Genomic DNA, 19,209 nt, shown 5'->3' on the forward strand with positions numbered 1-19,209 from the left:
CGGACGTGGGACGTCTCGTGCCTGCCGTGACCCGGGCTCTCGACATTCTTGAGCTGTTCCTGGACGGGGACGGGACGCTCTCCGCCCCCGACATCGTGCGCAAGCTGCAGCTGCCGCGCACCACCGTGCACGAGCTGGTCACCACGCTCGCCGCACGCTCGTACATCGTGCAGGTGCCGGGACAGCCCGGACGGTACCGGCTCGGCGTACGCCCGTACCAGCTCGGCAGCCGCTACGCCGAGCAGCTCGACCTCGCGGCCGAGGGCCAGCAGGTGGCCCGCTCGGTCGCGGAGACCTGCGACGAGACGGTCCACGTGGCCATCCTCGAGGGCACCGACGTCATCTACATCGCCAAGGTCGACTCCACGCACGCCGTGCGCATGGTCTCGGCCGCCGGCCGCCGGCTGCCCGCCCACTGCACCTCCGTCGGCAAGATGCTGCTGGCCTCGCTGCCGGAGCAGGAGCTGGCGGCGCGGATCCCGGACGGCGCCGAGCTGACCGCGATGACGCCCAACAGCATCACCGATCCGGCCGCGCTGCGCGAGGCCCTTGCGGAGATCCGGCAGCGGGGCATCGCGGTGGAGAGCCGCGAGTCCAACCCGGACGTGTCGTGCGTGGCCGCACCCGTGCACGACCGCGCGGGCCACGTGGTCGCCGCCCTGTCCATCTCGGTCCCCATGATCCGCTGGAGCGACGAGCGGATGGCCGAGCTGGAGGAGCTGGTCGTGAAGGGCGCGGCGGAGCTGTCGGAGCGCCTCGGCCACCGGAGCGTGGCATGACGTCGTACGAGGTCGCCGTGCGGGCGGAGGCGGCGCTCGGCGAGGGCCCCACCTGGGACCCGGCAACGGGGCGCCTCATCTGGGTCGACGTCCTGGGCATGCGTGTCCACACCTACGACCCCTCCTCCGGCCGCCGCACGATCCGTACGACGGAACAGCACGTCGGCGCGGCGAAACCCCGCGCGGGCGGCGGCCTGGCGCTGAACCTGCGCGACGGCGTCGGGCTCCTCGACCCCGACGACACTTTTCGCTGGCTCCACCACGAGCCGGTCCCCGGCCGTCGCGCGAACGACGCGGCCGTCGCTCCCGACGGGTCCCTCTGGGCGGGCACGATGCGCTACGACGAGGCGACGGGGGGCGGCACGCTGTCCCGCCTCACAGGCGCCGGGGAGACACGGCTCGCGCTCCCCGGCGTCACCGTCAGCAACGGCATCGGCTGGAGCCCCGACGGCCGCCTCATGTACTACGCCGACACCCCGACCCGGCGCGTGGACGTCTTCGACCACGACACCGAGGGCATCCGCAACCGGCGCACGCTGGTCGAGATCGAGCAGGACGCCGGCTTCCCCGACGGCCTGACGGTCGACGCGGAGGGCTGTGTGTGGGTGGCGCTCTGGGACGGGGGAGCGGTCCGCCGCTACACGCCGTCCGGCGACCTGGACCGCGTACTCACCCTGCCCACCCCGCGTACGACGGCCTGCACGTTCGGCGGCCCGGACCTGACCGACCTGTACATCACGACAGCTCGCACAGGACTGCCGGCACCGCACCCGGTGTCGGGTTCGGTACTGGTGATTCCGGGTGCGGGCAAGGGCCTGCCCCAACCGGCGTTCGCCGGCTGAGCGGTACTGGGGTGCTGCGACTCCCCGGGGGTGCGGGGAACTGCGCGACCAGCCCTCACCGGCCCGCGGCCTACGAAACCCCCGCAGCCTTCCGCTCCTCAACAGTCAGCGGCGGCCCACCGAGCGGGGGCTTCAGGGGCCCCACCGCGGCAGCGACCAGCATGCTCGGGGTCAGCAGGGACTCCGCGCCCCGCTGCAGAGCCGTCACGTCCGTGACCCGGCGGGCGATGCGGCCGTTGCCCGTCGCGGTGTACAGGAGGCGGTCGACGTAGGCGGACAGGAGGCGGTCCCGGAGCGTGGGGCCCGTCTCGGTCGCGCCGGGGTAGAAGACGTCCGCCCCGATGGCCAGGTCCCAGGCCGCCCGTACCGTCCGCCCCACCGCCTTCTGGATGTGACGGGAGAGGCCGGGGGTGTCCAGCGCAGGGCCCTGACGGCGGACCACGTCCCGCAACGCCAGGGCCGACTGGGCCGACACCGCCATCCCGTGGCCGTACAGGGGATTCAGTGCGCACACCGCGTCCCCGAGGACCACGAAGTTCTCGGGCCACACCGGCATCCGCTCGAAGAAGTGGCGCCGGTTCGCGGTGGTCCGGGTCAGCGCCACCTCGGTCAGCGGCTCCGCGTTCGCCAGCAGCTCGCCGATGATCGGATGGCGCAGCTCCTCGCGGGCGTACCGGGCGAAGTCGTCCGCGGTCGTGGGCATTTCGTCGCCTCGGCCGCCGAACAGCGTGACGATCCACTTGCCGTCCTCGACCGGCATCAGCGCGCCCCCGCGCCCGGTCCCCGTGCCCCGCGGATCGGGCTCGATGTTGACGACGGGGAAGCCGTCCCGCGCCGCCTGGTCGGGCGCCCTGAACAGCCGGCTGGCGTACACCAGCCCGGAGTCGACCTCCCGCCGCTCCGGTCCGGGCAGCCCCAGCCCGGCCAGCCAGTGGGAGGCGCGGGAGCCGCGTCCGGTGGCGTCCACGACGAGGCCGGCCGGCAGGGTGCGCTCAGCGTTGTCGCGGTCCCGGATCCGTACCCCGGTCACCGCCGCGTCCGTGCCCGTGAGGGCGACCGCCTCGGCCCGCTCCACCAGCTCGATGTCCCCGTCGGCCAGCACGAGTTGCCGTACCACCCAGTCCAGCAGGTCCCGGCTGGCCGGCAGCATGAACGCCGACTCGGCCCACCGCCGGTACCAGCCGTGCGGTGACAGGGCCACCATGTCCGTGGTCATCGGCACCCGGCTCACCCCGGCCGCCCGCAGCCGCCCGATCGCCCCGGGCAGCAGCTGCTCCAGCGCCCGCGCCCCTCCCGACCACAGCTGGTGCACGTGCCGGGCCTGCGGCAGTCCCCTGCGCGGTTCGGGACCCGAGGGCAGGGCGTCGCGCTCGACCACGGTCACCCGGGCACCCGTCGAGGCCAGGGCGCGGGCCGCGAGCAGACCGGCGAGAGAGCCGCCGAGCACGACGGCGACGGGCTTGCGTTCAGTCATGTACGGCAACGCTCTCTGCTGGGACGGCCGCACGCGCGCGAACCGCCTCGATGTCGTCGGGACGGCGCAGGGCCCGGGAGACGGCCCCGATCTCCTGGAGCAGGCTCGTGGTGTCGGGTCCGGCGGCCGGCTCGGACGGCTCGGGGTCACGGGCCTTCGTCTCGATCGCGTCGAGGATGCTCACCGCGGCCGCCAGCGCCCGGGCCCGGGCCGGCGGATGCCCGAGGTCGAGCGCGGCGTCGTACGACCGCCTGCTCAGGCCGGTGTCGATGTGCCGGGCCAGCGGCAGCAGCACGTCCCGGATGAACGTCTCGCGGCGGGTCAGCCGCAACTCGGGCGTGGCCCGCAGCACGAACGGCACGCCCTCCCCGCTCGTGGACCGCATCAGCTGGTACAGCGGCCGCAGTTCGCGGTGGGCGAGCCGGACCATCCAGCGGTCGTGCAAGTACTGGCCGGCGTGCGGCAGGATGAAGCCGACGGCGATCAGGATGGCGGACAGGGCGGCGACCGGCGGGGCGAGGTTGGTGCTCAGCCAGTCCAGGTCCTGCCCGAACCAGCGCGCGATGACGGCGATCAGCTTGCTCGCGTCGAAGATCAGGTTCAGTACGTAGCCCGCGCCCAGCAGCTTCAGCCCCCAGCGCAGCCACGCGTCCAGGCCCTCGGTGCGCACCCAGTTCCAGATCAGCCTGGAAGTGACCAGACAGGCCGCGGCGTGCGCGACGAGGTAGAGCAGGATCTCCTCGCGCATGAACGGGGTGGTGGCGTAGTACGTGTCCAGGTCCCGCAGCCGCTCCACGGGCGCGTCGGCGAGCAGGAACAGCACCCACAGCGCGACGACCACCCCGGAGTACACCGAGACGACCCAGCGCATCGCGCGCCGGGTGGCGGCCGAGCGGTCGGACAGGCCGTTGCGCCAGGTGATGATCAGCAGCAGACAGGACCCGCAGAACGCGGTGATCAGCGAATAGCACCAGGGCGCCGAGACGTTGGGGACGCCGGTGAGCCGGTTGACGGCGGCGATCGTGGACGGGGTGCAGAACACGAACACCCCGCAGGCGAGCAGCAGCAGTCCGCCGACCGCGCGCAGCAGCGGGTCCCGCCACAGCCGGATGATCGTGGGCAGTTTGATCACCAGGGCCGCGGTGAGCACCGCCGTGGGGATCCAGAAGGAGATGTAGAACTCGCTGAGGAAGTCCGAGGGGTCGAGTGCCAGCAGGGTCACCGTGCGGCTCCCCCTTTTCCGGCCGCTCGGTTCGCCCGGTCGCGTCCGCGGTAGCCGAGGGAGCGCTGGACCGGATCGAGCGGCGCCTCGGTGCCCGGACCGGTGAGAGAGGACCGGAACAGGGTGGCCAGGCGGTGGCCGAAGTCGTCGGCCTCGGCCTCGTCCACCTCGCGGGAGCCGTTGCGGGCGGCCACCGTCAGGACCATGTCGCGCCGGCGGTGCTCGCCCGCGAGTGCGCGGGCCGCCGCGGCCCCGGCGAGGTGGTGGTGCCGGTGCCCGGCGTGCAGGTGCCACAACTCGTGGCCGAGTATCACCAGTTGCTGCAGGGCTTCGGCCCGTTCCTCCACGATGACCAGGTCGAAGTCCTGGAACTCCACCCACAGGCCGGTGACCTCGATCTCGTCCGGGAAGCGCTCGAAGCGCAGCTCCACCGGCCGTCCGGACCGCCGTACGGTCATCTCCTCGCACAGCGCCCGGCACAACTCCCGCACGCCGTCGGGTTGTTGTGGCCGCGCGCGGACGGCGGTGGCGAGGCCGGCGGCCAGGGTGCGCATCGCCGGGCCCGAACGGGAGCCGCACAGCCATGCGGCCAGCCGCGCCGCCCGCTGCCGCGCACCCGCGATGGTCATCGGTCCCCCTTCTCGCCGCCGGTGTGCGGTTCGTCCGAGCGTACGCGCCTGGATGTGTCCGCGTCAGGTGATCGGGCGAGCGTCGTTCAACGCGGAACGACCACCTCCGCCCCCGTGGCGAGCGAAAGTCTGCGTCCAACCCATTGACGCGCAAGCGCTTCGATTCTACGGTCCGTTCGACGCTACGGGCAGCATTCGATATCCCGAACGATGGCACGTTCGGCTGGACGAGCAACGGCTGGCCGGAGCTTCAGGGGCGCGGGGAACTGCGCGCCCAGCCCCCACGCACCCGCACCCGCCGACGATCGACAAGCCACCCACCCCGAAAGGCGACCATGCGCACCGCCCGCTTCACGCTGGACCCCGCCTTCGCCATCGGCGAAGTGAACCCCCGCCTCTTCGGCTCCTTCGTGGAACACCTCGGCCGCTGCGTCTACACCGGCATCTTCGAGCCCGACCACCCCACGGCCGACGCCGAAGGCCTCCGCACCGACGTGCTCGACCTGGTGCGCGAACTCGGAGTGACCACCATCCGCTACCCCGGCGGCAACTTCGTCTCCGGCTACAAGTGGGAGGACTCCGTCGGCCCGGTGGAGGAGCGCCCCCGCCGCCTCGACCTCGCCTGGCACTCCACCGAGACCAACCGCTTCGGCCTCTCCGAGTACATCGCGTTCGTGCGGAAGCTCGGCCCCCGCGCCGAACCCATGATGGCCGTCAACCTGGGCACCCGCTCGGTCGCCGAGGCCCTCGAACTCCAGGAGTACGCCAACCACTCCGGCGGCACGGCGCTCTCCGACCTCCGGGCGGCCCACGGCGACAAGGACCCCTTCGGGATCAGACTCTGGTGCCTCGGCAACGAGATGGACGGCCCCTGGCAGACCGGCCACAAGACGGCCGAGGAGTACGGCCGGGCCGCCGCCGAGACGGCCCGGGCCATGCGCCAGATCGACCCGTCCGTGGAACTGGTGGTCTGCGGCTCCTCCAACCAGTCCATGTCCACGTTCGCCGCCTGGGAGGCGACCGTCCTGCAGGAGACGTACGAGCTGGTCGACCACATCTCCCTGCACGCCTACTACGAGCCGGCCGACGGCGACCTGGACTCCTTCCTCGCCTCCGCCGTCGACATGGAGTCCTTCATCGAGAACGTGGTGGCCACGGCCGACCACGTGGGCGCCCGTCTCAAGTCCGGGAAGAGGATCAACCTCTCCTTCGACGAGTGGAACGTCTGGTACCTCTCGCGCTGGCAGGAGTACGCGAAGACCATCGACAGGACCGGCTGGCCCGAGGCCCCCCGCCTCCTGGAGGACAACTACAGCGTCACCGACGCAGTCGTCCTCGGCTCCCTGCTCATCGCCCTGCTCCGGCACGCCGACCGCGTCACCGTCGCCTGCCTCGCGCAGCTGGTCAACGTGATCGCACCGATCATGACCGAGCCGGGCGGCCCGGCCTGGCGGCAGACGACGTTCTTCCCGTTCGCGCAGGCCTCCCGGCACGGCCGCGGCGAGGTCCTCGACGTCCGCGTGGACTCGCCGACGTACAAGACGCGGAAGTACGGCGAGACGGACCTGCTGCACGCCACCGCGGTCCGCGCGGCCGACGGCACGGTCACCGTCTTCGCCGTGAACCGCGGCCGCGGCGAGCCGCTCCCGCTCGAAGTCGCCCTGAACGGCCTCGGCCTGACGTCCGTCGTCGAGCACAGCGCGCTCGCGGACGCCGACCCCGACGCCCGCAACACCCTGGACGACCCCGAGCGGGTCGCCCCGCACCAGGTCGAGGGCACCGCCCTGCGGGACGGCACCCTCACCGCCGTGCTGGAGCCCCTGTCCTGGAACGTGATCAGGCTCGCCTGAGCGGTCTCAGCGGCCGGGGGAGAGCACCGGAGTCACCGGTGTCCCCCCGGTCGCCCGGCCCAGCAGGGTCAGCTGGACGTTCCCCGGGCCGGACAGCGTGGTGAACTCCGAGAGGACCGCCAGCGCCAGGGTGTTGGAGCCCCGGGTGCGCAGGATGCCGTTGGGCAGGACGAAGGTGTGCTGCGGGCCGACGTTGTTGATGTACTGGCCCATGTTCCAGCCGTTGAGGAAGATCTGCGCCCGGTAGGCCCGGTACGGGTCGTCCTCCAGGGTCAGACCGATCGAGGCGTCGATGTCGGCCGGCACCGACAGCCGGAAGCCGGTCCGGTACCAGGTCACCCCCTGGCGCCGCTCGGCCCGCGGGAAGGTGACCGCCTTCCAGTCGCGGTCGCGGAAGCCGGGCAGGTGCCAGCCCTCGCGCTCGCCGTACAGGCCGCCGTTGTTCAGCGGTCCGCGCACCGGGTCCGGTGCCGCCTCGCCCTGGATCCGCCAGGCCACCTTCGGCGACGCCCCCTTGAAGAGGGCGGCGGTGAGGCCGCGGGCCACCTTGTGGGTGTCCAGCGCCTTGCCGTCCTGGTCGTGCTGCATGCGCCGGACCAGGACCGACAGCACGTGCCGGCCGGGCGAGCGCAGCCGTTCGTCCACCGGGAAGGCCGCGGTGGCGTCCCAACTTCCCTTCCTGACAGTGGTGTTCTTGTCGGGCACCGGCATCCGGTGGGTGCCCAGCGGCTCCCCGTCCAGCCACGCCATCAGCAGGCCCTGGGTGCCCGTGGTGTAGGCGAGCGAGACCTCCTCGACGGCCGAGGAGTCGCTGAACGTGCCCCGGTACCAGACGTCCCCGTAGTGGAAGCCGTAGTCGTCGGCGAACAGCACCGGCTGCCCGTCCGGAACCGGAGTGACGCTGTACGACGACGTCCTGTCCGCCTTCTTCCACGACGAGTCGTCGAAGTTGGGTCCGGCCTCCGGGTTCTCGGTCCGCATCCGCCAGCGGCCCAGCCGGGGCAGCGCCACCTCCGGCACGGAGGGCAGCATCCCGGTCGTCATCACGCTCTGGGACATGGTGATCCGGGTCGGCACCCTGCGCCCGTTCCACACCAGGCTCGTGATCCCGCGCGGCCCCCACACCTCCACGCTGGTCTCCCCGGTGACGTCACCTGTCAGGTGGACCTCGGAACCGCGCACCTCGGCGTGGCGCAGCAGCGACGGGCCGTACACCAGCAGGGTGCCGGACGGGGTGTCGAACGGGAAGATGCGCACGGCGGTGGCGTCGTCGGCGAAGAGCAGCAGCAACGGGACGTCGCTCTCGCCCTTGGCGACCAGCACCCGGGTGAGACCGCCCTGCCCGAGGGGCGCGTTGACGTGCAGTTCGTTGCTGTCGTAAGCCCAGGCGCCCTCCGGGTCGAGCCGGGTGACGAACGGTTCCTCCGGGCACTTCAGGACCAGGTCCGCCATGTCGTCGCGGCGGCCCGCGAACACGGCGATGTCCTGCCGCCCGGCCGTCACGCACAGCATGGGCTGGGCGGTGGAGTACTTCAGGGTCCGGTGGCCCAGGCGGAGTCCGGTGGTGAGCATGCGGGCGTCGCGCGCGGGCACGGTGATCTTCAGGTTCCCCGCGTTGGTGGGCAGGTCGGTGGTGACCTGCTCGGTCCCGTCGTTGCGGGCCACGTACACATGGGTGCCGGTGTCCGGGTTGGACAGGTGGTAGACCTTCAGCCCCTCGGCCTTGACCTCCGCCGCCCGGTCCAGCCGGGCGAAGTCGGGTACGCGCTGCAGCAGATGCCCGAGCTGGTGCATCGGGGCGATCTTGTCGGTGACGTTGCGCGCCTCGTCGATCGCGGCCCCGTAGTCGTACGACGTGTAGACGACCGGCGCGGGCAACCAGCCCCACGACGTGCCGCCGAACGTCATGTACACGTTGTGCAGGGTGATGCCGTTGGCGAGGTTGGTGAGGTAGAAGCGGCGCTCGTAGGCCGCGTCCCGGGTGCGCCGCGACTCGGCGTATCCCTTGCCGTCGAACCAGGAGCCGCCCCACGGGTCGAACCAGCCGCCCCCGAACTCGGGCATGAACCCGGGCGTGCGCGGCGAGGCGGTGGCCCCGCCGGTCGGTCCGCCGGGCCCGAAGGTGCCCCAGTCGGGCGGCGTCTGGGACGGCGACGGATAGCCGTCGAACCCGTACAGCCAGCCGCCCTTCTCCCCGCCCGTGTCGAACGCGCCCGGGACCCAGTGGCCGTTCCTGCCCTTGTCGTTGTGGAAGAGCGGGACGTCGATCCCGTCCGCCCTGACCTTCTTGTACAGGTGGGACATGTAGTCCCGGCCGGTCGCCTCGTCGACGTGGGAGTCGTACTCGTTCTCGATCTGGTAGAGCAGGATCGTGCCCTTGCCCTGGGTGAACAGGTGCCGGCGGGCGATCCGGTTCACGTGGGTCAGCCACTCGTCGACGTGCGACAGATAGGCCGGGTCGGTGGTGCGGGCCGTGCCCTTCGTCGCCGTCAGCCAGCCCGGGAAGCCGCCGCCGTCGATCTCGGCGTTGATGTACGGGCCGGGCCGCAGGATGACGTACAGCCCGGTCTCGGCGGCCGTCCGCAGGAAGAGGTCGAGATCCCGGACCCCGGTGAAGTCGTACCGGCCGGGCGCGGGGGAGTGGTAGTTCCACGACACGTAGATGCTCACGGCGTTGTACCCGTGCGCCCGCATCTTCTGCAGCACGTCCCGCCACAGGGACGGGCTCGGCAGCCGGAAGGGATGCATCTCGCCGGACCACACGACCAGCCGCCGGCCGTCGACCAGCAGCGAGTAGTGGTCGTACCCGATGGTGTGATGCTCCCCGTCGGCGCGCGGCGGGGCGGGCGCCGGACCGGTCGGCACGCTGCGCGCCGCGTACGCCGAGGGCGCCCCGGGGCCGCCGCTGCCGCCCAGGGCGAAACCGAGCGCGGCCGAGCCGGCCAGGGCACTGAAGGTACGTCTGCTGAGCGCCAAGGTGGATCCTCCCGGGCGATCTTACGGGGGCGCGGTCCGGTCATTCTCCATGGAGATACGCCCCACAATGGACCCATGAGGATCTCGGCGCGGGCGGATTACGCGGTACGGGCGGTGCTGGAGCTGGCCGTACGGGAGGGTGACACCCCGATGAAGGCCGAGGAAATCGCCGCTGTACAGGACATTCCGCACAAGTTCCTGGAGGGCATCCTGGGCGATCTCCGGCGCGCCGGGATCGTCGACAGCCGACGCGGCGGGGGCGGCGGCTACCGGCTGGCCCGGGCCGCGGCCGCGGTCACTGTGGCGGACGTCATCCGGGCGGTGGACGGTCCGATCGTCTCGGTGCGCGGGGAACGCCCGACGGACCTGTCCTACACGGGCACGGCCCAGCCGCTGCTGCCGCTGTGGATCGCCCTCCGTGCCAACGTCCGCCGCATCCTGGAGGGCGTCACGATCGCCGACCTCGCGGCGGACGCGCTGCCCGAGCCGGTGCGGGCCCTGTCGGCGGAGCCGGCGGCGTGGGAGAACCCGTAGCCCGCCCGGCGGCGTGTGAACGGTCCGAAGTGAATGGCCGGAGTTCGCCCTGCCGGGGCGGAGCGGGGCTTCCTACGATTCCCTCGCCTCCCCTTCCTTCACAGGTTCCACACAGCTTCTTCAAGGTTGAACGGACGGACCGGAGGCCGAAACCCCCCACTCGACAACTGGAGAAAGCATGGCTGGTGGACTCCTCCTGAGCGGTGCCGTAGCCGCTCTCCTCACCACCGCGATACCCGCTTCGACCTCCTCCCCCGTCTTCGACGACCCGCCCCCGGACAAGATCGTCATCGACGTCGCCACGGTGAACGGCTCCGGCTGTCCCGCGGGTACGGCCGCCGTGGCCGTCTCCCCGGACAACACCGCCTTCACGGTGACCTACAGCAACTACCTGGCCCAGGCCGGCGGCAACTCCGACCCCACGGCCTTCCGCAAGAACTGCCAGCTCAACCTCGTCGTGCACGTCCCACAGGGCTTCACCTATGCCGTCGCCAGCGCGGACTACCGGGGCTTCCTCTCGCTCCAGTCGGGCGCGTCGGGCACGCAGAAGGCGTCGTACTACTTCCAGGGCTCCCCGAACACCGCGGCCAAGACCCACCCCTTCAGCGGCCCCTACAACGACGACTGGCAGGCCACCGACAGCACCGACTGGTCCCAGTTGGTCTGGGCTCCCTGTGGAGTGCTGCGCAACTTCAACATCAACACCGAGCTGCGGGTGACCGCGGGCAGCACGCCGAGCAAGGTGAGCTTCATGACGATGGACTCGACCGACGGGGACATCAGCACGGTGTACCACTTCGCGTGGAAGCACTGCCCGGGCTCGTAGCCGGCTGTGACGTGAGACCGCGTCGCCCGCTGGTAGCGCCGGGCGGCGCGGGCACGGCCACCGCACCGTCGGCAGCGTCTAGGTGGCGTTCGGGGCGTCGTACTCCCGGGACACCACCTCGACCCGTCCGGTGGCCCGGTCGGACCGTACGGTGTCCAGGCCCATGGGCTCCAACTCGGCGATCGTGACCGCGTGTTCGGTGGTGTTGAGCGGAAGCAGGGCCACCTGGGGGCTGCCTTCGCCGAGCACCACGTCCTCGGTCATCAGGGTCTCCATCATGCGGTGCGCGGAGGCCGACGGCAGCGGCTCGTCCACGGCCACGTGCAGCATCAGGTGCTCCATGCCGGTGTCGACACGTCGCGCCTGCGACACCCAGACCGTGCGGACCGCCGGGAACTCCCGGATGCGGCGGGCCGCCGCGTCCCGCAGGGCCCGCGCCACCGGATGGGTGGACCAGCTGAGCCTCAGCTGCTCACCCCCGGATCGCTGACCGCGTTCACGCATGGTCCGGTACAGCAACGGCATCGGTACGCGGGCCCATTCGGCGCTGGAGAAGAGCCCGAGGACGCCGACGCCGGTCTGCTGGGCGATGTCCATCAGCCGCAGGGCGTCGCAATGGACCGCGCCCGAGGCCTGCGGGAGCCGTTCGGCGCGGCACGCGTCGCTGACGTAGCCGGGGAGCAGGGGGCTGCCGTCCTCGTTCCGCAGGAACATCACCGACCCGTTCGCCTGCACGGGCACGAAGACGCCGTGGTCGACGAGGGCGGCGAGGAGCTGGTCCGGCTCCGTCGCGGCGGCACCCCGGTCGAGTATGTCGGCGAGCGCCGTGTTCACGGTCACGCGGGTCGCTGCGCGGCGTAGGTGAGGAAGCCGGCCCAGGTGGTGGGGGAGAGGGCCAGCTGGGGGCCCTGCTTGTCCTTCGAGTCGCGGACGTGGATGGTGGCGGGGGTGTGGGCTACCTCGACGCAGTCGCCGGAACCGCTGCTGCTGTAGCTGCTCTTGAACCAGGCCAGTTCGGAGGTGCTCATAGGTCTCCTCGCATTTGTTCCAGCAGGCTCTCCGAGTCCTCGGCCGACAGAGCCTGTGAACGCATCCTGGCATACCGGCGATTGAGAACGCTGACCACCTTCGCGTCGGAGACGAGCTGCCCGCACTCCGGTGCTTCCATGTAGCCGAACCATTTGTTGTCCGGGCTCTCCAGCAGTTGCATGGGCCCGTGCAGTCCAGCGTGTGATTCGCGCACCAGCGGCATGATCTGGACTTCGACGTTCCGCAGCCGCATGACGTCGAGCAGGTGGCCGATGGCCTCACGCATGACCTCCCTGCCGCCGGTCCGGCGCAGGAACAGCTGCTCTTCGACGATGAAGCTGAAGGCGGTGTTCGGCCGCTCCCTCAACAACTGCTGACGTTCCGCCCGCGCGGTCCAGTTGGCATCGATCTGTTCGTCGGTCAGTGGCGGCAACTCGTCGACGAACAACTGTCGCGCGTACGCCTCCGTCTGCAACAGCCCCGGAATCATCCGGCATTCGTACGTGTAGAGGGTGATCGCCAGCTTCTCCAGCCCGGCCCACCGCCGGAACCAGGCCGCCAACCCCGCCTGTCGCTCCAGGCACCCGGCCGCCTTCTTCAGCGCCCCGGTGTTGCCCAGGACCCTCTCCGCCGCCTCCACGAATCCCACATCCGGCATCCGCCTCCCCAACTCCACCGACGCCACCGTGTGTTTGGAGAACCCCACATGCCGGCCGAACTCCTCCCTGCTCAGCCGGTGATACTCGCGAAGCGCCTGCACCACCGCCCCGAACGTCCGCATGCTGTCCGAAGACTCCGGCTCGCCCACCCGCCCGTCGACCACCGCGGTCACCTCCCGGGCCCATGGTCACGGCCAGTCACCAGTACTGTCCAGTCCGTAACCGCGTACGCTCGCGGAGCGTATGCGCGCCGTACCTGGTGAAGTCCTGCCCCCACGCCCCACATTGGGCTCATGCTCACCCAACGCCTCAGCCCGACTCCCCGCGGCGCCCGCCTGGCCAGGCACCTCGCACTCGCTCAACTCGACGCCTGGGGAATCCCGCACGGCACCGACACCGCCGACGCCGTGGCGGGGATCGTCGCGGAGCTGGCCGCCAATGCCGTGATCCACGGGCGCGTGCCCGGCCGGGACTTCGAGCTGAGACTCTCTCTGCTCCCCGGACGGGTCCGGGTCGAGGTGACCGACACGCGCGCCGAACGCCGTCCGCCCGGCCCCCGGGACGTGTGCGCACCCGCGCCGCTCGCCGATACGGGGCGCGGGCTCGTGCTGGTCGACGCGTTGGCGGATCGGTGGGACGTGGTGGACCGCGACCCGCCGGGGAAGACCGTGCGGGCCGAGGTCGACCTGCCGTTGCCCCGGCGGAAGCCGAATACTTTGCGTGCCTGACCCTCGCACGAGTGGTTGGCGGTTGGACGTTGACCGGTAGGTGATCTGAGCAGCGATTCCGGCCGTTCGGGGCGCGTGGGGGCGCGAGTTGCGAGTGGGACTCCCCTCGCGCGCCGTCCGTTTTGCTTACTCAACGTGACGGCCGCTCTGATAGCACTGTGCACGCATCGTGACGACGTCGAGTCGTCGCACTCTCATGTGCCACGGGATACGAGGGAGAGTCATGCCACTCGAGACGACGACAGCACCGGATGCGGGCGCGGAGTCGGCCCAGCGGCGGGAGCAGCAGAGCCTCAGCACCGCGGCGGCGCGCAATCTCGCCACCACCACCAAGTCCGAACCCCAGATGCAGGGCATCAGCTCGCGCTGGGCCTCCCGCATGCTGCCCTGGGTGAACGTGCCCGGTGCGACCTACCGGGTCAACCGCCGCCTGTCGTTCACCGTGGGGGACGGCCGGGTGTCGTTCGTGAAGACCGGCTCGAAGGTCCAGGTGGTCCCCGCCGAACTGGGCGAACTGCCTTTGCTGCGCGGCTTCTCGGACACCGGCGTGCTCGGCGCGCTGGCCGACAGGTTCGTGCAGAAGGACTTCACGCCGGGCCAGGTCATCGCCCAGGCGGGCCGCAAGGCCGACCACGTGTACCTGATCGCGCACGGCAAGGTCGAGAAGATCGGCGAGGGGCCGTACGGGGACGAGTCCGTGCTCGGGCTGATGGCCGACGGGGACACCTTCGGCGGTCAGGTGCTGGCCGGGCAGGACGGGAAATGGGAGTTCACGGCCCGCGCGACGACGGCCACCACGGTGCTCGCGCTGCCGATGACGGCGTACAAGGCGGTGGCGGAGCGGCACGAGGCGCTGCGCAGGCATGTGCAGCAGATCAGCTCCGACGGCCACCGCAAGGTGAACCGGTCGGGCGAGGCGGTGATCGAGCTCAGCTCGGGACACGTGGGCGAGGCAACCCTGCCGCACGCCTTCGCCGACTACGAACTCTCTCCGCGCGAGTACGAGTTGAGCGTGGCGCAGACCGTGCTGCGGGTGCACAGCAGGGTCGCCGACCTCTACAACGAGCCGATGAACCAGACGCAGCAGCAGTTGCGGCTCACCATCGAGGCGCTGCGGGAGCGGCAGGAGCACGAGCTGATCAACAACGAGGAGTTCGGCCTGCTCCGCAATGCCGACTTCGACCAGCGGATCTCCACCTACTCGGGCCCGCCGACCCCGGACGACATGGACGAGCTGCTGAGCATGCGGCGCAAGACCCGCTGCTTCCTCGCCCACCCCAAGGCGATCGCCGCGTTCGGCCGCCAGTGCAACAAGCGGGGCCTCTACTTCGGCGGCATCGAGCTGCACGGCAACCACCTGCCCGCCTGGCGCGGGGTGCCGCTGCTGCCGTGCAGCAAGATCCCGGTCAGTGAGCAGGGCACGTCGTCGATCATCGCCATGCGTACCGGCGAGGCCGATCAGGGTGTCATCGGCCTGTACCAGACCGGGATCCCGGACGAGGTGGAGCCGGGCCTGAACGTGCGGTTCATGGGCATCGACGAGAAGGCGGTCATCTCGTACCTGGTCAGCACCTACTACTCGGCCGCGGTCCTGGTGCCCGACGCCCTCGGTGTCCTGGAGAACGTCGAGATCGCCCGTACGAACGGCAGCTGACGTGGAGCCCGGGCCCGGACGGGCCGGCTCCACGAGACGGTCGCTCAGGTGCGCCTTCGGTCAGCCGGACACGCCCAGGGTGAGGGTGCCGGTGTAGCCGGAGGAGGCCGGGCCGCCCACGGCGGTGAGGGTCAGCAGGCCGGAGGAGGCGCCGCCGCCGTCGTAGACGGAGTCCTGGGAGAGGGTGGTACGGGTGACGGTGTTGGCCGAGTACGGGGAGACCTCCGCCACCGCCGACGTGACCGTCTCGCTGAAGAAGAGCTGGCCGGTGTGGAGGGTGGAGCCGCCGGTGAAGGAGCCGTCGGAGGTGAGCGTGACGCCGGTGTGGACCTTCACGTGGATGTGGCTGCAGCGGCCCCGGTACCAACCCGGGTAGACCGTGGTGATGTCGGCGACCCCGCTGGAGTCGGTGAGGACGCCGCCGCGCAGGAAGATGCCGTCGTCCGACTCGTTGTGACCGTTCCCGCCGACGTAGCCGGAGTACTCGCCGAGCGCGTCGGCGTGCCAGATCTCGACCAGGGCGTTGCCGATCGGGGTGCAGGCGGAGTCGACGACGGTCAGGGCGAGCCCGAGCGGGACACCTGCCTTGCCCTCGGTGATGTCGGAGCGGACGAGCGCTCCGTCGAGGTAGTAGGGGCCTTCGGTCATCTCCTTCGTGAGGGTGCAGACCGCCGCCGCCGCGTCGGCGGGCGCGGAGGCGGCGGTGCGGGTGGCCGCTGGGGCCTGCTGGGCCGTCGCGGCACCCACGGCCAGGGCGATCAGTACGGTGCGGCGCCCGACCGGGCTGGTATCTGAGTGTTCTGTCATGGACGCGGCACCGTGGAAACGCTCGCTGTCCGCAGGCTGTCGGTTGTGCAGAGCGGCGGACCGGCACGGTCATAGGTGACGTCGTCGTCCATGACCCCACCCTGATCCGTACCTCCGTCGGCCGCTACTTGCTCTACTCCACTCGTCCTCGGCCGACGGCGGCGGGCCTGCTAGCCCGTCTGCCCCATGCCCGCCGCGTTCGGCCAGCTCTGCGCGTTGGGCCAGCCGGTCGCCGGGGCCGGGGTCAGACCGGCGGCCGGGGTGCCGGGGGCGGTCATGCCGCGTACCTGGGCCGCCGTGAGGCCCCCGCGGGCCGGGACGCCCGGCGGGGTGGGGCCGAGGACGGCGGCCGGGGCCGCGACCGGGACAGGAGGCGCGGCCGGGACGGGGACCGGAGCCGCGGGTACGGGCGCGGGCGCGGGTACCGGTGTCGGGTACGGCGCCGGTGCGGGCACCGGAGTCGGGACGGGGGCCGGCGCCGGGACGGGGGCCGGCGCGGGTGCCGGCGCCATCGGCTGCTGAACCGGTACCGGCATCGGATCCGGCTGAGCCGGTACCGGCTGCTGCACCGGCATCGCTTGGGCTGCCGCCGGCATCGGCATCCCGCCGCCGGTCGGCGCTGCGGCGGCGGGGAGCGGCATGCCGGTGCCGGCGGCCGGGGCGGCGCCGGTGCCGAGGGCCTGCGCGGCAAGCCCCGGCATTCCGGCACCGTTGGTCGCACTCACCAGCCGATCCACGGCCGCCGTACCCGAGCTGTAGCTGGTCCCTGTGCCCAGCTCGGGTACGGCGGCTCCCCTCCTGGACCCGTAGAGCACCTGCTCCAGGCCGGACACCAGGCGACGCACGTCGACCTGGGGGCGCACCACGAGTCTCAGGAAGCGGCTGGAGGAGCCGATCTTGTTGCCGCACTCACGGACCAGGATCCGGTGCTCGGTGAGCATCCGGTCCCGGACCACAGTGCCCTCGGCTCCCACGGGGAGGCGCACGAACAGGAAGTTGCCCTGGGAGGGATAGACCGTGAGGCCGGGCAGGGCGGAGAGATGACTGGCCATCTCCAGACGGTCCCGGCGCACCTGCATCAGGCTCTGCGCGTACTCGGCACCGTGCTCCTTCAGCATGAACACCACGTGCTCGGCGAAGGAGTTGAGGTTCCATTTCGGCAGCATCGAGCGGACCCGCCCGGCCAGGGCCGGGTTCGCCACCAGATAGCCGAAGCGGATGCCGTGCAGGCCGAAGTTCTTGCCCAGGCTGCGGAGCACGACCACGTTGGGCCGGAGCATGGCCTCCTGGACGACGCTCGGGTCGGCCTCCGCGTCGGCGAACTCCAGGAACGACTCGTCCACGACCACCAGGTCCAGGTCCGCCATCGCGTCCATGAACTGCACCACCGACTGCTTGCGCAGATAGCCGCCGTCGGGGTTGTTCGGGTTGCAGATGACCGCCACACGGGTGCCGCGGGCGCGGATGAAGTCGGCGTACTGGGCGAGGTCGAGCGCGAAGCCGTTCGCCTCCTGCAGCGGGAACATGTCGACCCGCTTGCCGGTCTCCATCGGCTGGTCGGTCCAGCGGCCGAACGTGGGGACGGGGACGGCCAGCGACTCGCGGACCAGGAGATGGTCGATCCAGGTGATCAGTTCCGTCGAGCCGTTGCCCATCGCCACGCACTGCGGCGGCAGCTGGAGCAGACTGCACAGCTCGGCCGTGATGGTGTCGGCGCTGCTCGGGTAGTACGTGATGATCTCGCGCAGCCGGACCGCCATCTCCTCGAACATGGCGGGAGTGGGGAAGTACGGATTGCACGGGATACAGAAGTCCACCGGGCCCGACCCGTCGCTCTCCCGCGTCAGCGCCGCCATCGAAGGGCTGTGCGCGGCGGTGTTGCGGAACAACGAGGTGACGTTGTCAGGCAAGGGAACCTCCGTCCATGGGTGGCCCGGGCGGGGGAGCCCGGGCCACCCATGGATACGGAGGAGGCAGCAGTGGCGTTCAACTCGCCTGCTGTGTGAGCCGCTTCACGCCGAGAACGTGTGGACCGTCGTCGTCCGGTAGGTCTGGCCCGGCCGCAGCACGGTCGACGGGAAGTTCGCGTGGTTCGGGGAGTCCGGGAAGTGCTGGGTCTCCAGGCACAGGGCGTCCCCCTGGCGGTAGGTGCGGCCGCCGGTGCCGGTCAGGGTGCCGTCGAGGAAGTTGCCGGAGTAGAACTGCAGGCCCGGTTGGTCGGTGGCGATCTTCAGGGTGCGGCCGGAGCGCGGGTCGCGCAGCGTGGCGACGTGCACGGGCTCGGCGGTGATGCCCTTGTCCAGGGCCCAGTTGTGGTCGTAGCCCTTGGCCTGCACCTGCTGCTCGTGGCCGGCGCGGATGTCCCGGCCGATCGGCTTGGCGTGCCGGAAGTCGAAGGGGGTGCCCGCGACCTCGGCCAGTTCACCGGTGGGGATCAGACCCGAGTCGGTGGGGGTGTAGCGGGAGGCGGCGATGCGGAGTTCGTGGTCCTCGATCGTGCCGCTGCCCTCGCCGGCCAGGTTCCAGTAGACGTGACTGGTGAGGTTGACGACGGTCGCCCTGTCGGTGGTGGCCTCGTAGGTGATGCGCCACTCGCCGTGCCTGGTGAGGGTGTACGTCACCGTCGCCCTGAGCGTGCCGGGGTAGCCCATCTCGCCGTCGACGCTGGTGTAGTGCAGGTGCAGGCCGACGTCGGTGCCCTTGGTGAACGGCTCCACGTCCCACACATGCTTGTCGAAGCCCTGCTTGCCGCCGTGCAGGCTGTTCACACCGTCGTTGACGGACAGCTGGTGGGTCGTGCCGTCGAGGGTGAACCGGCCCTGCGCGATGCGGTTGCCGTAGCGGCCGATGAGGGCGCCGAAGTACGGGGTCTTCGCCACGTAGTCGTCGATGTCGCCGAAGCCCAGCGAGACGTTGGCGTAGTGGCCGTGCCGGTCGGGGATCTCCAGGCTCTGGACGACTCCGCCCCAGTTGAGGACCTTCAGCCGCGTGCCGCCGTTCTCCAGCGACCAGCGGTAGATCCTCGTGCCGTCGGCGAGCTTCCCGAAGGGCTCCTTCACCGGCTTCCTGCCGCCCGGGGCGGCCTCGGCACTGCCCGCGCCGAGGGTGGTGGCGGCGAGGCCTGCTGCTGCCGCGCCCGCAATGACCGTGCGTCTGTTCAGTTCCATCTAGCGGCTCCTTGAGAAGAGAGTTGAAAGACG

At 71.1% G+C, this 19,209-nt stretch carries 17 protein-coding genes; 7 read left to right on the top strand and 10 right to left on the bottom strand.

Going from position 1 to position 19,209, the window contains the following annotated elements; genetic code table 11:
- The first annotated feature begins 5 nt into the window (after positions 1–5).
- Together FB157_RS27235 and FB157_RS27240 are read left to right on the top strand one after the other, a co-directional pair.
- Positions 6–779: an IclR family transcriptional regulator gene (locus tag FB157_RS27235; protein ID WP_145883296.1), complete on the top strand. Its 774-nt coding sequence runs from the start codon at positions 6–8 to the stop codon at positions 777–779.
- Positions 776–1,621 (top strand): SMP-30/gluconolactonase/LRE family protein, encoded by an 846-nt coding sequence (locus tag FB157_RS27240; RefSeq protein WP_145883297.1) that lies wholly within the window; start codon positions 776–778, stop codon positions 1,619–1,621. The genes FB157_RS27235 and FB157_RS27240 overlap by 4 nt, the downstream gene beginning before the upstream one ends.
- A 70-nt stretch (positions 1,622–1,691) precedes the next feature.
- Here the strand turns inward: FB157_RS27240 and FB157_RS27245 are convergent, their stop codons facing one another.
- Genes FB157_RS27245 through FB157_RS27255 form a run of 3 tightly spaced genes read right to left on the bottom strand, consistent with a single transcriptional unit; the run spans position 1,692 to position 4,946 of the window.
- Positions 1,692–3,095 (bottom strand): NAD(P)/FAD-dependent oxidoreductase, encoded by a 1,404-nt coding sequence (locus tag FB157_RS27245; RefSeq protein WP_186581703.1) that lies wholly within the window; start codon positions 3,093–3,095, stop codon positions 1,692–1,694.
- Positions 3,088–4,317 (bottom strand): MAB_1171c family putative transporter, encoded by a 1,230-nt coding sequence (locus FB157_RS27250; protein WP_145883299.1) that lies wholly within the window; start codon positions 4,315–4,317, stop codon positions 3,088–3,090. Before FB157_RS27250 ends, FB157_RS27245 begins: the two co-directional genes overlap by 8 nt.
- Positions 4,314–4,946 carry a toxin-antitoxin system, toxin component family protein gene (locus FB157_RS27255; protein ID WP_186581704.1) on the bottom strand — a complete coding sequence of 211 codons (633 nt, stop codon included), beginning with the start codon at positions 4,944–4,946 and terminating at the stop codon, positions 4,314–4,316. Before FB157_RS27255 ends, FB157_RS27250 begins: the two co-directional genes overlap by 4 nt.
- Positions 4,947–5,281: 335 nt before the next feature.
- On the opposite strand from FB157_RS27255, the gene FB157_RS27260 reads away from it, so the two are divergent.
- Positions 5,282–6,796: an alpha-N-arabinofuranosidase gene (locus tag FB157_RS27260; RefSeq protein WP_145883300.1), complete on the top strand. Its 1,515-nt coding sequence runs from the start codon at positions 5,282–5,284 to the stop codon at positions 6,794–6,796.
- A gap of 6 nt (positions 6,797–6,802) precedes the next feature.
- Here FB157_RS27260 and FB157_RS27265 read toward each other — a convergent pair whose 3' ends face one another.
- Positions 6,803–9,772 (bottom strand): beta-galactosidase, encoded by a 2,970-nt coding sequence (locus FB157_RS27265; RefSeq protein WP_145883301.1) that lies wholly within the window; start codon positions 9,770–9,772, stop codon positions 6,803–6,805.
- Between the two features lie 75 nt (positions 9,773–9,847).
- On the opposite strand from FB157_RS27265, the gene FB157_RS27270 reads away from it, so the two are divergent.
- The gene (locus FB157_RS27270) at positions 9,848–10,306 is read left to right on the top strand and encodes an Rrf2 family transcriptional regulator (RefSeq protein WP_145883302.1); all 459 of its coding nucleotides are present in this window, start codon (positions 9,848–9,850) and stop codon (positions 10,304–10,306) included.
- A 178-nt stretch (positions 10,307–10,484) separates the two neighbouring features.
- The gene (locus tag FB157_RS27275) at positions 10,485–11,132 is read left to right on the top strand and encodes a DUF4360 domain-containing protein (protein WP_145883303.1); all 648 of its coding nucleotides are present in this window, start codon (positions 10,485–10,487) and stop codon (positions 11,130–11,132) included.
- Between the two features lie 78 nt (positions 11,133–11,210).
- Here the strand turns inward: FB157_RS27275 and FB157_RS27280 are convergent, their stop codons facing one another.
- From FB157_RS27280 to FB157_RS27290, 3 genes are read right to left on the bottom strand one after another with little or no spacing between them, the layout of a single operon-like run.
- Entirely contained in the window at positions 11,211–11,972 is a 762-nt protein-coding gene (locus FB157_RS27280; protein ID WP_145883304.1) for a hypothetical protein, read from the bottom strand.
- Positions 11,969–12,160: a DUF397 domain-containing protein gene (locus FB157_RS27285; protein WP_145883305.1), complete on the bottom strand. Its 192-nt coding sequence runs from the start codon at positions 12,158–12,160 to the stop codon at positions 11,969–11,971. The genes FB157_RS27280 and FB157_RS27285 overlap by 4 nt, the downstream gene beginning before the upstream one ends.
- Complete coding sequence (locus tag FB157_RS27290) at positions 12,157–12,984, bottom strand: helix-turn-helix transcriptional regulator (RefSeq protein ID WP_398947358.1); 828 nt, start codon at positions 12,982–12,984, stop codon at positions 12,157–12,159. The genes FB157_RS27285 and FB157_RS27290 overlap by 4 nt, the downstream gene beginning before the upstream one ends.
- Before the next feature lie 129 nt (positions 12,985–13,113).
- On the opposite strand from FB157_RS27290, the gene FB157_RS27295 reads away from it, so the two are divergent.
- Positions 13,114–13,548, top strand: a complete 435-nt coding sequence (locus FB157_RS27295) for an ATP-binding protein (protein ID WP_145883306.1) — start codon at positions 13,114–13,116, stop codon at positions 13,546–13,548.
- Between the two features lie 223 nt (positions 13,549–13,771).
- Positions 13,772–15,202 (top strand): family 2B encapsulin nanocompartment shell protein, encoded by a 1,431-nt coding sequence (locus FB157_RS27300; RefSeq protein ID WP_145883307.1) that lies wholly within the window; start codon positions 13,772–13,774, stop codon positions 15,200–15,202.
- Positions 15,203–15,262: 60 nt separating this feature from the next.
- On the opposite strand, the gene FB157_RS27305 is transcribed toward FB157_RS27300, so the two are convergent.
- From FB157_RS27305 to FB157_RS27315, 3 genes are all read right to left on the bottom strand, one after another.
- On the bottom strand, positions 15,263–16,009 hold the full coding sequence (locus FB157_RS27305) for an intradiol ring-cleavage dioxygenase (RefSeq protein ID WP_145883308.1): 747 nt from the start codon (positions 16,007–16,009) through the stop codon (positions 15,263–15,265).
- 170 nt (positions 16,010–16,179) lie between these two features.
- Positions 16,180–17,919, bottom strand: a complete 1,740-nt coding sequence (locus FB157_RS27310) for a histidinol-phosphate transaminase (RefSeq protein ID WP_145883309.1) — start codon at positions 17,917–17,919, stop codon at positions 16,180–16,182.
- Positions 17,920–18,021: 102 nt separating this feature from the next.
- On the bottom strand, positions 18,022–19,176 hold the full coding sequence (locus FB157_RS27315; protein WP_145883310.1) for an aldose epimerase family protein: 1,155 nt from the start codon (positions 19,174–19,176) through the stop codon (positions 18,022–18,024).
- Between the last annotated feature and the right edge of the window lie 33 nt (positions 19,177–19,209).

The sequence above is a fragment of the Streptomyces sp. BK340 genome (assembly GCF_007827595.1).
GTDB lineage: Bacteria > Actinomycetota > Actinomycetes > Streptomycetales > Streptomycetaceae > Streptomyces.

Coding starts and splice junctions, on each gene's coding strand:
- FB157_RS27240 (WP_145883297.1), top strand. CDS start 776: ATGACGTCGTACGAGGTCGCCGTGCGGGCGGAGGCGGCGCTCGGCGAG.
- FB157_RS27245 (WP_186581703.1), bottom strand. CDS start 3,095: ATGACTGAACGCAAGCCCGTCGCCGTCGTGCTCGGCGGCTCTCTCGCC.
- FB157_RS27255 (WP_186581704.1), bottom strand. CDS start 4,946: ATGACCATCGCGGGTGCGCGGCAGCGGGCGGCGCGGCTGGCCGCATGG.
- FB157_RS27260 (WP_145883300.1), top strand. CDS start 5,282: ATGCGCACCGCCCGCTTCACGCTGGACCCCGCCTTCGCCATCGGCGAA.
- FB157_RS27270 (WP_145883302.1), top strand. CDS start 9,848: ATGAGGATCTCGGCGCGGGCGGATTACGCGGTACGGGCGGTGCTGGAG.
- FB157_RS27275 (WP_145883303.1), top strand. CDS start 10,485: ATGGCTGGTGGACTCCTCCTGAGCGGTGCCGTAGCCGCTCTCCTCACC.
- FB157_RS27285 (WP_145883305.1), bottom strand. CDS start 12,160: ATGAGCACCTCCGAACTGGCCTGGTTCAAGAGCAGCTACAGCAGCAGC.
- FB157_RS27295 (WP_145883306.1), top strand. CDS start 13,114: ATGCTCACCCAACGCCTCAGCCCGACTCCCCGCGGCGCCCGCCTGGCC.
- FB157_RS27300 (WP_145883307.1), top strand. CDS start 13,772: ATGCCACTCGAGACGACGACAGCACCGGATGCGGGCGCGGAGTCGGCC.
- FB157_RS27305 (WP_145883308.1), bottom strand. CDS start 16,009: ATGACAGAACACTCAGATACCAGCCCGGTCGGGCGCCGCACCGTACTG.
- FB157_RS27315 (WP_145883310.1), bottom strand. CDS start 19,176: ATGGAACTGAACAGACGCACGGTCATTGCGGGCGCGGCAGCAGCAGGC.